At 46.3% G+C, this 12,977-nt stretch carries 12 protein-coding genes; 6 read left to right on the top strand and 6 right to left on the bottom strand.

What is annotated here, in order from left to right; all coding sequences use genetic code 11:
* Nucleotides 1-199: 199 nt before the first annotated feature.
* The 5 genes from CIK93_RS03025 to CIK93_RS03005 all read right to left on the bottom strand — a co-directional run bounded on the left by CIK93_RS03025 (nt 200) and on the right by CIK93_RS03005 (nt 4,359).
* Nucleotides 200-817 (bottom strand): hypothetical protein, encoded by a 618-nt coding sequence (locus CIK93_RS03025; protein ID WP_005812828.1) that lies wholly within the window; start codon nt 815-817, stop codon nt 200-202.
* A 17-nt stretch (nt 818-834) separates the two neighbouring features.
* On the bottom strand, nt 835-2,073 hold the full coding sequence (locus CIK93_RS03020) for a hypothetical protein (protein WP_094446536.1): 1,239 nt from the start codon (nt 2,071-2,073) through the stop codon (nt 835-837).
* The gene (locus tag CIK93_RS03015; RefSeq protein WP_005812832.1) at nt 2,070-2,468 is read right to left on the bottom strand and encodes a hypothetical protein; all 399 of its coding nucleotides are present in this window, start codon (nt 2,466-2,468) and stop codon (nt 2,070-2,072) included. The genes CIK93_RS03020 and CIK93_RS03015 overlap by 4 nt, the downstream gene beginning before the upstream one ends.
* A gap of 288 nt (nt 2,469-2,756) precedes the next feature.
* The gene (locus tag CIK93_RS03010) at nt 2,757-3,584 is read right to left on the bottom strand and encodes a hypothetical protein (RefSeq protein WP_005812835.1); all 828 of its coding nucleotides are present in this window, start codon (nt 3,582-3,584) and stop codon (nt 2,757-2,759) included.
* Nucleotides 3,585-3,651: 67 nt separating this feature from the next.
* Entirely contained in the window at nt 3,652-4,359 is a 708-nt protein-coding gene (locus tag CIK93_RS03005; RefSeq protein ID WP_254046717.1) for a site-specific integrase, read from the bottom strand.
* 448 nt (nt 4,360-4,807) lie between these two features.
* Here CIK93_RS03005 and CIK93_RS03000 point away from each other — a divergent pair, with 448 nt between their 5' ends.
* The 3 genes from CIK93_RS03000 (at nt 4,808) to CIK93_RS02990 (ending at nt 6,357) form a co-directional block, all read left to right on the top strand.
* Nucleotides 4,808-5,323 carry a hypothetical protein gene (locus tag CIK93_RS03000; protein ID WP_094446541.1) on the top strand — a complete coding sequence of 172 codons (516 nt, stop codon included), beginning with the start codon at nt 4,808-4,810 and terminating at the stop codon, nt 5,321-5,323.
* Nucleotides 5,324-5,452: 129 nt separating this feature from the next.
* A complete protein-coding gene (locus CIK93_RS02995; protein ID WP_094390061.1) occupies nt 5,453-5,758 on the top strand; it encodes a LysO family transporter in 306 nt (101 codons plus the stop codon).
* The gene (locus CIK93_RS02990; RefSeq protein ID WP_094446535.1) at nt 5,755-6,357 is read left to right on the top strand and encodes a lysine exporter LysO family protein; all 603 of its coding nucleotides are present in this window, start codon (nt 5,755-5,757) and stop codon (nt 6,355-6,357) included. The genes CIK93_RS02995 and CIK93_RS02990 overlap by 4 nt, the downstream gene beginning before the upstream one ends.
* A 49-nt stretch (nt 6,358-6,406) precedes the next feature.
* Here CIK93_RS02990 and CIK93_RS02985 read toward each other — a convergent pair whose 3' ends face one another.
* Nucleotides 6,407-7,891, bottom strand: a complete 1,485-nt coding sequence (locus CIK93_RS02985) for a pectinesterase family protein (RefSeq protein WP_094446534.1) — start codon at nt 7,889-7,891, stop codon at nt 6,407-6,409.
* Nucleotides 7,892-8,265: 374 nt separating this feature from the next.
* On the opposite strand from CIK93_RS02985, the gene CIK93_RS02980 reads away from it, so the two are divergent.
* From CIK93_RS02980 to CIK93_RS02970, 3 genes are all read left to right on the top strand, one after another.
* Nucleotides 8,266-10,770: an alpha-L-arabinofuranosidase C-terminal domain-containing protein gene (locus CIK93_RS02980; protein ID WP_094446533.1), complete on the top strand. Its 2,505-nt coding sequence runs from the start codon at nt 8,266-8,268 to the stop codon at nt 10,768-10,770.
* Nucleotides 10,771-10,956: 186 nt separating this feature from the next.
* Complete coding sequence (locus CIK93_RS02975) at nt 10,957-11,739, top strand: ZIP family metal transporter (RefSeq protein ID WP_094446540.1); 783 nt, start codon at nt 10,957-10,959, stop codon at nt 11,737-11,739.
* A gap of 201 nt (nt 11,740-11,940) precedes the next feature.
* Nucleotides 11,941-12,972, top strand: a complete 1,032-nt coding sequence (locus tag CIK93_RS02970; RefSeq protein WP_094446532.1) for a CNNM domain-containing protein — start codon at nt 11,941-11,943, stop codon at nt 12,970-12,972.
* Nucleotides 12,973-12,977: the final 5 nt, after the last annotated feature.

Here is a 12,977-nt window from a genome sequence, read left to right as displayed (position 1 = left end):
GTTTACGGAATGCTTACTTTATAACAATTAGGTTTACACTCGTTTATTTTGACGGTGCAAAGTTACTCATGCTATCTGGCTCCCACAACGGGCAATAGTGCACATTTTCAAGAAAATGACGTTTTCAAGAAAAAAAATATCCCTACAAACTTAGACTATGCCAAGTTTCGTAGGGATTTTGGAGGGTATAAACATTAGATTACTTCGTCCAGTGGTAGTGACTGTCGAGCATCAGGAAGATAGCCAAGCCGAAAATAACGAGTCCAAGGACAAAGAAGAACCAGAAGAAATACTGCACATAGTGTCCGAGGTAGGTTCCATCGTACTCCTTGTACCTTTCCTGAACCCTTCTACGTTCTTCATAAAACATTTGATTGACCTCACGGATATGCTTCTGCATCTGAGTGGTCATCCATTCATGTTGTTTGTCGAACATGTCCTGAATCTTCTTCCAGTCAACATCATCGACTCTGACTGAAACCTTCAACTTGGTTGGGGCATCCTTCAGAACATTGTCAATGTGGGTATTGATGGTGTCAACCTTACCACTGATAGTGTCAACGGCATTGCCAAGAGCAGTCTGAGCTGAATTGTACTTACGGATGGCAGACTCCAGTTGAAGAGTTGCATTGATCCAAGTGTTGGTCGCTTTGTCAATGTTCTCACTCAACTGCCTGAGTTCAGGCGCACGACTGACAACAGCATCCTCGGCATCATGCTCTTCAATCTCTTCCTGGACTTCGTTCATCATGTCATCGAAGTCAGGCTTCTGCTCGTCATCTTCGATGAGTTCTTCTACATGTTTTGTTCTTCTCATTGATATGTAGGATTTGTCTAACGGTGGAATGAACGTCTTTTCTGCGGTGGCTTGCACATGGCATGAGCCATCTGGAGGCAACGGCGAGCCCGCTCACGCTCGTCTTCGTCATCATCCTTACCCCAACCAGAGGAAGGAGCAAAACCCCCACCGCCACAAGATTCGGACACGGTTGTTGCTGCATCAATCATATCAAGGAAGAGAAGCATACCTACATGAGAAATGTCCTCTCTTGATGCAGTCATATCAGAATCAGGAACCTGAACCTCATTGAGGAAGATGTCCTTGACCGTGTTCGGAATATAGATTCTCTTCATTTCACCGCTAACATTGACATTGAAGGCAGTCTTGGTAGCAACTGGCAATGGCTTAGAATTGGACTGGGTAGGTTTCGTTGTCTGAGCAACATGGCGAGCAGGGCGAGCCGGTGAAACGGAAGGTGAAGCAGGTCGCATCTTGACCTGAGTAGGCTTAGGATGCATCTTCTTCCATGTGGCTTCAAGCTGTGATACCATGAACTTTCGACCGATGGCAGAAGCCTTGAACACTGAGGCATTCTTGCCGATGGTGTAGCCCACAAGTTTGCAGTTAGTAGTGTCATACCTTGGATTGACCTCATAGCCTCTCATGCGAAGCATATCAAAGTAACGGTCAATGTCGAAACTATCCATCTTCTGAAGGGTATATTCGCAAAACTCCGCTATATCTTGTTGGCGCATTTCACGAACCTCCTGAGGTTGCTCCCAACCATGCCTTGCGTTGATAATTTCCGCAGCCCTTATTGCTCTGATGTGAACATCGTGAACATCGTTGGTCTTGCCGTCATTATCCACACGGCAACAGTCAAGATGCAGGTGAAGGGTTCCAGACTTGGAATCCCGATGCAAGGCAGCAACACTCATAGAATTGCGGAAATTGGTCTTGACCTTCTCCTTAAAGCCTTTGGGTAAAAGTCCGACTGAATCCAAAGCTTCCAATCCTTCATCAGCGAGGTTTGCCCAGTCATCCAAGGTATAGTTCTCTGACTCTTCCTTGGATGGGGAGAGTACAAACGTGGTCATGAAGCGTTCCAACTTTCGCCCAACAGTCCTGTCCTGTTGATGCAACTGGCAGTGATGCTTCATCCGATACCAGATTTCGGTGGCATCGAGATAGTCAGGCATGTGGTTCACCTTGACCACGGTTGCATCCTCCTTCTCCATTGCGTACCTTGCGGCATTGCCGCCATAGGCTACTGGTCTTGCGAGTATAATCATTCGTCTTCTTGAACTTTGGTCAGTACAGGAGAAGTAAGGTTGTCTTCAATGCTATACCAGTGTTTGATGAGTCGTTCAACGGCTTCAATCCACCACTTCATGAACTTTGGAGATCTGAACATCTTCTGCTTTTCCTCGGGTGAAGCATCGTGCAACTTACTGCGGACTTTTATCAAGTCGGTACGTGCCTCAGTCAGAGAGTTCAGGGCTTTGCTTTCCTCTGGAGTGAGTCGCTGACGTGGGTGATGCTTCTTGCCAGTCTCAACGAGATACTTGCCTATGCTCATACCACATTCCTTAGCGAGTTTTTTCAGTTCCTTCCAGTCCTTATCGGTACAGCGGAAGGAATGCACCCTTGTGGGTGTCTTCTTGATAATCTTCTTTTTCTTAGCCATATCTTTGAATATGATTAAAGGGATGAATATAAATCAGTAAAAAAGAAGGACATAGGTCTGCGAGCCTGCGAGTAGCCCGAGAAACTTTTAGGACTGCATAAATTTGGTCACAAATAATGTAGTACAAAAGGATTTCTCGAAAAGTACCTCTTAAAAATCGGTCCTTTTACCTGCTAAGTTCCCGTCAGGGCTTAGAAAGTCGTTTCGGCTTGCCGTGTTGTCCTGTATCGGTAAACGTCCTTTGGGATGGTTTGGCGGTGCAGGTCGCATTCCTGAGTCCTCAGACGGCTATTTGTTGCCGTTCTGGTTGTAGTAGCCGTTAGGCTTCTGATAGCCGTTGAAAGGCGGTCTTTGATTGCCGTTAGGCTGTTGTGGCTGCTGTCCTCCTTGCTGAGAAGGTATCTGCTCATGCTGCTTCCCTTCATTCTGCTTGCCATCGGCTTCACCTTGGGGAGAAGGGCTGTCAGCAGACTGCGGGGAATTGTTTTCAGGAGGTGATGGTGACTTGTTGCCATCTGCTCCAGACTTACCCACATTGCCACTATCATTAGATTGTGGTGATTGGTGCGACACATTGCCAGTTGTCTGAGGATTGTTGCCCTCGGCAGAGTCATTGGATTTGTCATCGGCAGAAGCAGAACCTTCCTTGTCCTTCTTCTTGTCATCAGGATCCTCAGTGATGATGACCTTGGAGGCAGGAACTTCCGCATGGATGATTGCCGTACTGTCGTTATTGCGCTTTAAGGCAAAGGCATTCGACACGAACTTGGCATCAACATACCAGCCTGAGAGACAATGAAGGGTGTAGATGCGGTTATCTTCCACTTCCTGAGAAGAGAAAATGCCCACAGCCTCCATAGCATCCAACAGCTTTGGAACCGTCTTGCGGTCTTTGTCCCAGAGTTTGGCAAGTTGGGTATTGTCAACCATAACTTGACCTGCCAAGATTTCTACTTGCTTGGTCTTGCTGATTTGCACAAGTTTTGGAACTGGCTCGGCAAGATCCACAAGCGACATGAAGCATTCCATACGGTCAATCTTGTACTTCTTGCTTCGAAGATGCTTCAACTGCTCTTCAGAGAAAGTGAAGCAACGATGTAATTTTTTATCGTCCATAGTCTATGATATTATTGAAATGTAACCGAATAAAGGGAAAAGGAATATGCCATCAAAAAGAAGAGAATCACTGGATAAGTTCAACCAGGGATTTCTTCATGTCATCATCAATGACTCGGTATCGGGCAAAAGCAACGCTGCCTTTGGCATGACCAGACATAGAAGCAACCAAATCAGGGTCTTTGACCATGCGGTAAAGATTACCGATAAAAGTCCTTCGTGCAAGATGAGAGGTAGCCACATCTGAGATTGGCTTCTTCTCTTCAAGCCGTGTCTTAGGGTTAATCACAGTGACAACACGATTTACCTTGGCACGCTTCAAGATTCTACGGATAGCATCGTTGAACTTGAAGTTATAATGCTTGGGGAAGATTGGTTCATCATCACCATGGTCATGGCCATCAAGGATAGCCATAGCCTTGGGGATAAGAGGAACCCTTACAACGTCACCTAACTTGCCCTTGGTCTTGATGGGGATATATTCCAGAACACCGTCAATAATGTTCTTGGGGGTGAAGGTCACAAGATCACTATGACGGCATCCGACCATACACTGAAACACGAACATATCACGATACTCAGCAAGTTCTGCATCATCCGTTAGGTCTGCATCCAGAACTTGGTCACGCTCCTGAATGGTCAGGAAATATGGAGTGCCATAGAGTGCCTTGGGCATGTCATAGCCAAAGAAGGGGTCATTGTTTGTGACTCCCTGCTTTCGTACCCAGTTGCAGACGGTACGCATCAAGGTCATGTTAGTGACGATGGTATTCATAGATATGTCATAGTCAGAAGACAGGAAATCCGCAAACACAGATGTCACAGTGACAGGTCATTGACATCATGACTTTCAATCCTTACAGCTTACAGTATTACAGTTTTCGGAATGGAAAAATAGGTTTCGCGAGGACTGTTCCTGTTTCTTGGACAACGCCAATGTCAATTTCAAGCGTTACAGTTGACAGTTGACAGTTTCCATAAACGAATTTTTTGCGTTACAAATAACAAATAACAGATAACAGTTTCCATAAACCATATTTTGCGTTTCAAGCGTTACAGTTACAGTATTACAGTTTATGAAAGCAAACGTCAGGGGGCACGGATTTTTTATTGCCACGTAAATCTGTTAAAATCGTGATTCTTTCCACGAATTATCGAGATATTTTCGTAACTTTGCCATGATCTATTTGAACAATAACACATATTCTAAAAAACGTGACACCATGATAACGGAAGAACGACTAAAGGGTGCGTATAGTGAAGGAGAGGCATTGGCCATATATAATGAGGTGAAACAATCGGGAGACCTCATAGGCTTTTGTCGCACCTATATGAATCACGAAGACTATCAAGTGGCTCGCAATGCACTTTGGGGACTAACCAAGGCCAGCAAAGCGGAGCACACACAGCTGCAACCACTACTCCACCCGCTCATAGATTTAGCAATGCAGACCGACAACGCTTCTGTCCGTCGCCTGTCGCTCCATCATATTGAGCGCTTGAAACTGGAAGAAGATGATCTTCGCACCGACTTCCTTGACTTCTGCTTAGCCCACATGGTCAATCCTGATGAGTTTCCCGGTATTCAATCTCTCTGCATGAAAATTGCCTATCGGATGTGTAAGTTCTATCCAGAACTGATGGGAGAGTTTATGCGCACCATAAAGAGCATGGACATGACTTTCTACAAGCCAGCGGTGAAATGTGTCAGAAGCAGGCTTTTAGGCAGTAAGCGTTAGACTACGAATAGCGCTGTCATCAATCCAAAGCGTGACAATATAACAGTATAACAGTTTTTGAAAAGCATAACAACGAAAGTTGGGGAAATGCGTTCCAAACAGGAAACGGATAAGTAAAACGAGAAAACAATGCTCAAGATTGTAATGATTATGCTATGCGGAATAGGTACGGGTTACCTGCTCCGCAACCAGAAAATGAGTTTTATCGGCCGTATCATCACGGCACTTATTTGGGTACTCCTATTCCTCCTCGGCATCGAGGTAGGATCGAATCCAAGTATCGTCAATGGTCTCCAGACGCTGGGTCTCGAAGCCATCGTATTAACGCTGGGCGGCAGTATCGGCAGTGCAATCTTTGCTTGGGCATTATGGAGATATGTAACAGCCAAACAGAAAGGCAAGACATCGGTTGAACAGGAAGGAGGCAAGGCATGAAAGGCAGTCTGATTATCGTAGGCTTCTTTGTCCTCGGCATCATCGTGGGATTGTGTGACGTGATTCCCGACAGCTTTGTAAATAGCGACGTCAGCTATTATGCCCTTTGCTGCCTGATGTTCTGCGTAGGCATCAGCATCGGTTGCGACACTTCTGTACTGAAGAGTTTCAAAGAGGTCAATCCTCGTTTGATGATGCTTCCCATCATGACCATTCTGGGCACGTTGGCAGGATGCGCTGCAGTATCTATCCTATTGGGGCATCGTCAACTTACCGACTGTCTGGCGATAGGTTCTGGATTCGGCTACTACTCTCTGTCGAGCATCTTCATCACCCAATACCGTGGTGCAGAACTTGGTACCATCGCTTTGCTTGCCAACATCAGCAGAGAGATTCTCACCCTGTTGTGTGCCCCACTGTTGGCGAAGTATTTTGGAAGATTGGCACCTATCAGCGTAGGTGGTGCCACCACGATGGACACTACCCTCCCCATCATTACCCGTTATTCGGGTGAGAGTTTCATCATCGTGTCCATCTTCCATGGCTTCTGTGTAGATTTCTCCGTGCCATTCTTGGTAACATTCTTCTGTTCGTTCTAACTTCATAGAAATTGACAGTATGTCTGAGCTTGGGCAGTTTGTTCTCGGCCTACCAGTTCAGCACCCACCTTGCATCAGCGTATTTTCCTATCAGCTCAGCATCCTTGATGGCATCAAGCTGGCGAACATACTGGTGTCTCCGGCTGACATCTATAGCCTTACCATCCTTGTCATGGCTGTTGAATTCCAACAGGGTGACCGTAGGTTCAGCCACAGGTTCAAAGCCTATGGCAGGCACACCGTCCAACGTGCAGTTGAGCAACACACATTCAGAATGAGGATAGGGCTTTCCCTGGTTGTGTGGCAGACGAGCGATCACAGCATTCTCACCCAATCCCTTAAAGGTACAGTCGTTGAAGATGTTACCATGGTTTTCGGCCGTATTTCTTATCCACATGAAGGGGCCATGAGTGGAAATGGTACAATGATTGAAGTATGACGGACCTCTGCCTAAGACCGTATCTCCTCCTCCATCTATGATGCAGTTGAGCCAGTAGGCCGATCCGTTCGCTTGAAGAGCATCTCCGTCGCCAATAATATGTACGTTCTCAGAAAAGTTTCTCTCACCATTGAGCAGGAACCCCTCAGCCTGTCCCTTACAATCGGTCTTGAAGGTGATGTTCTTGAAAATCATATCAGCGCAATTGTCAGCAGCTACCGCAGCACGACGTGAGGGGAATGTTCCCTTCACCTCGTTGGTCTTGATGTCAACAGGATGAGGATTGAAAACCTCGTTATTGGGATAATGCACCACAACCCCATCCATAGATTCACCTTGAATGGTCACAAACCGCTTATTACGGAAATACACCAGTTCTTCATAGTCGCCATTCTTCACAAAAACAGTTTTCCTACTCGCTTCCGAGGGCAACGAGTCTGGCATCCAATCCATGGCACCCTGCAGAGTGGAGAAATCTCCGCTTCCATCAGCAGCCACCACCACTTGAGATTTATCTGTTGAAGGAGCCTTTGCCTTGGTAGTAAACTTCCATGATTTCTTGCCATTCCATCCCTCGATGACTTCCTTGCCTATCTTAATTTCATACTCATGTCCGTAATCCAACATATTGTTGTGTAGATAAACAGTAGCCTTATTACCATGACAGATAACAGGATAGAAGTGGAAGGCATCAGAGAATCCTCCGATAATCGTCTTCTGATACTTGCGCTTATCTTCTTTGGCAGCACCCGATGGAGTGCCCGGACGTGTGTTACGATTGGTAATATGCTCCGACTTATAAATATAAGGTACAGGAGTATATGTTGCATGAGGATTAACAGGCTGTCCTTCTGTTGGCCCTGCCGGAAGGGACATGTCGATTTTATCGACCACCTTGTTAGTGGTTTTGTCAAACACCGTGACAATCCCCTTTGTGCCCGCCTTTACCGGTTGGTCAAACTCAATAATGAGATGTGTGTCGATGTTGATGTTGTGAGCATTCTCCTTAGGATAAAAACCTACTGGAGACTGTGCCAGCAGTTTCATACATACGATGAAAGCTGCCATTGTAATAAAGATTCGTTTCGTAGTCATTGTTTTTAAGTTGTTTGGAGTTGCAATATTACAAAAAAATATTGAGAAATCCTATATTTTTAAAGGAATTATTATTGGATAGCAATAAAACACATTTTTCGCATGTGGGGAAGTTAGGGAAGTTAGAGAGAAGTTAGAGAGAAGTTAGAGAGAAGTTAGAGAGAAGTTAAGGGACAAATGTCCTACGTCTTACGGCAAAAGGCTATTGTCTCTTAACTTCCCGAACGACCGTAGGATATCATTCCCGTATTTCTTATGCTTTGATGTTGCACAATTCATAATAATTACTTATCTTTGCAAAGCAGAAAACAAGTTTCGGTCTGACGGAACATGCAAACGAACTTGATATACTTAATAGACAACAGACCCAAGATATGATGAAACCTAAGCACCTACTCTCCTGGATAGCCTTGCTGACCGCAATGGATATGAGCGGATCCCCCATGGATCAGGATGAACCTGCGTATAAAATCGTGAATCAGGATTCTATTTGCCAAATCTTTGTTTATTCTCCTGCAGCAAATCAAGGCTTACACCTGGCTTATCTCACCGATGATGACCGGTGGATAGACGTCGGGCAGCTGTGCACCAGCGATTTCGGTCCATGGGGTAGCGAGAAGAAGATGTATCGCCCGTTTGTGACAAAAGCAAACGATGGTACATGGCGTGCGCTATGGAGCGTAAACAACAGTTCGCCTCAGTTTGCCGTGGCTTATTCTGAAGATCTGGTAACATGGCGTCCTCAGGACTACCCCATCGTGAAAGAGAAGGGTATCAAGGATGTGGTTGCCTATCAGATGGACGATGATTCTTTCAACATCTATCTACAGACAGCCGAGGGCAAGCGATATGTACATGCAGACAAGGATTTCCGCACCTTTTCAGAGGATTCCATAGAAGCCGTTGCCGACAATATACTATGGCAACGCGACACAGTTACCATCAATGGCAAGGTGTTGGAAGGCAACGCCTTCAACATCCCCGCCATCCATCTCGATTATATTCGGGCATGGCATAAGGCACTTGCTGACGACAACAAGGAGAATGGCAGACCCTTGCCGCACACCGAGGCAGAACTTCAGGCCTACCTGAAGGAAAAGCATGTGAAGTTGGCAGCCGGTAATGAGATTACAGCCCAACTGCAAATCCAAACCCACAAGTCGCATCGCATCTCAGACAAACTCATCGGCATCTTCTTTGAGGATATCAGCCGTGCTGCCGATGGTGGTCTTTGTGCCGAGTTGTTGCAGAACGGCGACTTTGAGTATCATGGCGAGAGAAAAGGATGGAAGGCAACTACAGCATGGCAGGGACTGGAGACCGTATCTGCCATTTCAGTAGAAAATGGAGTCAGCAAGAACAATCCTCATTATGCTATTCTGACAGATAATCCTATTTATAATATCGGTTGGGAGGGCATCCACATCAAGCATGCCACCTATGATGTGAGTTTGTTTGCCCGTTGTATGGACGGGAAGAAGAAGCAACTCACCATAGCCTTGGTGGATGCAGAGAATAACATCGTGGCCAAGACCAAAGTGAAGATACAAGGTGACCAATGGAATGAATACAAGAGTCAACTGGTGGTTTCCGATAAATATAAGGACGAACCGGGCAAAGCCATCCGTTTCGCTGTCATCCCTAAAGGCAAAGAAAGAATGGCAGTGGATATGCTGAGTCTCATGCCTCGCGACACTTACAAGGGACATGGCCTGCGTAAGGATTTGGCCGAGGTGATTGCCGATTTGCACCCTCGCTTCGTCAGATTCCCCGGTGGTTGCATGCTGCATGGTCAAGGACTGGAGAACATCTACCATTGGAAAGAAAGCGTAGGACCGCAGAAGGACCGCAAGCCGGCATTCAACATTTGGAACTACCACCAGACCCGCAAACTGGGATTCTTTGAGTATTTCCAATGGTGCGAAGACATGGGTGCAGAGCCTCTGCCGGTGTTGGCAGCCGGAGTGCCTTGCCAAAATTCACAACCTAATGCCAAGGGCATCTGCGGTCAGCAAGGAGGCATCCCTATGGCCGACATGCCTCAGTATGTCCAAGATGTGCTCGACTTGGTAGAATGGGCAAATGGCGACCCTGCCACGTCAGCATGGGCGAAGATGCGGGCAGAGGCAGGCCATCCAGCTCCTTTCAACCTGAAGATGGTGGGCATTGGCAACGAAGACCTGATTTCTACCGATTTCAAACAGCGCTATCTGATGATTTGCAAAGCCTTGAAGGAGAAACATCCAGAGATAGAAGTAATAGGAACCGTAGGCCCGTTCCACTATCCATCTTCGGATTATATAGAGGGATGGAAAATTGCCAAGGAGCACAGGCAATGGATTGATGCCGTGGATGAACACTACTACGAACAACCGGGATGGTTTATCAATCATCAAGACTATTACGACAACTACGACCGCAAGGCACCGAAGGTTTTCTTGGGTGAATATGCTGCCAACGGAAATAACGAGCTCGACCGTGCCCTTGCAGAAGGAATTCATCTCTGCAACATAGAGCGTAATGGCGATGTGGTTGAAATGACATCCTATGCTCCCCTACTCTGCAAAGACGGTTATCACAACTGGAATCCTGATATGATCTACTTCGACAATAGCGAGAACATCCGCCTTACCGAGAGTTACAAGATTCAGAAGATGTTCGGACAGCATGCCGGCGATACGTATATCGCTTCGGAACTGGATCTGCCAGCAGCCTTGAAACGCTACGTCGGTACAAGCGTGGTGAAGGATTCAAAGACGGGCAAGACATGGCTCAAGGTGGTGAATGCATTACCTCGTGTGCTCAAACTCAATCTGAATGGTCTTGGCAACAAAACTGTAGAAATACAACCTCGCTCTTCGCAGGTCATCGAACTATAGGCGCCATTCTGCTGCAACAGGAATAGTCTGATCAAGCAAGTCATGACATGAGAAAGTGGTTATTTTCCCCACTTATTGAAATGCTGCCAAGTGAATTCAAACTTTTGATGTCAAGATGACGAAAGGAAAATCCCGAACACATCCCGACACGATCGGAAATAAAAACAAACGAAGATGATGACAGAAATGACAATAACAATAATCATAGGACTGCTGATTCCGCTATTAGGAACAATGGTCGGTTCGGCATTCGTATTCTTTATGAAAGACGAAATGTCTGAACAACTGCAAAAGTCGCTGTTGGGCTTTGCCTCTGGCGTAATGGTAGCTGCTTCCGTATGGTCTTTGCTCATCCCAGCTATGGATATGGAGGCAGGCTGTGGCAAATGGTCGGTAGTGCCTGCTGCCGTGGGATTTCTAATGGGTATCGGTTTCTTGCTACTTATCGACGAACTGACGCCACACCAACACCTCGGTACCGACAAGCCTGAGGGTATCAAGTCACACTTGTCAAAGACAATCATGCTTGCCCTTGCCGTAACCATCCATAACCTGCCTGAAGGAATGGCTGTGGGTGTGGTGTTTGCAGGTGCAGAAAACAGTTCCGCCCATATTTCCTTAGCTGGCGCTGTTTCCGTGGCAATAGGTATTGCCATTCAAAACATCCCTGAAGGCGCCATCATCTCTATGCCTATGCGAGCGGCAGGCAACAGCCGATGGAAGTCGTTTATGTTAGGTTCGCTTAGTGGAGTGGTCGAGCCGGTTGGAGCCGTTGCCGTTCTGTTGCTTGCCTCACTCATCATGCCTGCCCTACCCTATATGCTTGCTTTTGCAGCAGGAGCCATGGTCTATGTGGTAGTGGAAGAACTGATTCCAGAGGCGTCCCACGGCGAACACAGCAACCGCAGCACCATTGGCTTCGCCATCGGTTTCGTACTGATGATGGTGCTTGATGTTGTGATGGGATAGCAAAGAGTATATAAATCTCACAGCATTTTAGTTAAATATTCGCAATATTTGGCCACAGAAGCAATGTAATTATTGCAAAATACATAACTTTGTGTCGTAAATGACGCAGAGACTATTCATATATTACATGGCATTTCGTTTATAGTAAGTTGTCAAACCACTTTGTGACAGACAATTTATCAGAAACGAAACATACATTTAATGGGCTTAATCATTTTATATTTTTCAGGTGCTTTGGCACTATCCTTTTTATGTTCCGTCCTTGAGGCGGTACTCCTATCCACTCCCATGTCGTTCATCTCGATGAAGGAGAATCAAGGCAACCAGACAGCGTCCTTGATGAAACAATATAAGAACAATGTTGACCGTCCTGTGGGCGCTATTCTTTCGCTCAACACGATAGCACACACCATCGGATCTGCAGGCGTGGGAGCAGAATCTATCAAACTCTTTGGAGAAGAATACTTTGGAGTCATATCCGCCATTCTGACACTATTGATACTGGTACTCTCAGAAATCATTCCGAAGACCATCGGTGCGTCGTATTGGCGTTCACTCGCCATGCTTTCCACCAAGATTATCCGAGTACTCATCTTCATCACCTACCCACTGGTTCTGCTGTCAGAACTCATCACAAAGGTATTTACTCCAAAGGATCATCAGACTTCAATAAGTCGCGAAGAGGTGTCGGCTATGGTAGATGTCGGTACCACAGAGGGCATTTTTCGCGAGTCAGAAAGCAAGATCATAAAAAGCTGCATCCGACTGGCTGGTGTCAAGGCAAAAGAGGTAATGACTCCTTCCATCGTGGTGGAAACTGCCAACGCAAACTGGACCGTCAAGGAGTTTTACGAGCAACAAACATGGAATTTCTCGCGCATACCGGTATATGACAAAACCAAGGAGTATATGATTGGCTACGTACTTAAAGACATGGTGCTGAAATCGCTGTCGGAAGACAAATTCGACACCAAGCTTTCTGATATGGTGCGCCCTATTCTTTCATTCAACGAGGATGATTCCGTATATCAGATATGGGAAAAAATGTTGGAGAAGCGAGAACATATCTCCACCATCCTCGACGAATACGGCTGTTTGCGAGGCGTGGTCTCCATGGAAGACGTCATAGAGACGATGACGGGCGTGGAAATCGTCGATGAAGACGATGTAGCTGTAGATATGCAGGCTTTCGCCAAAGAAAAGTCGCGCAGGATGTTGCAAAAAGTAAAATAGCAGGA

This window comes from Prevotella sp. P3-92, from assembly GCF_002251205.1.
Lineage (GTDB): Bacteria > Bacteroidota > Bacteroidia > Bacteroidales > Bacteroidaceae > Prevotella.
Note: the sequence above shows the minus strand (reverse complement) of the source record. Positions and strands in the feature narration are given on the sequence as shown.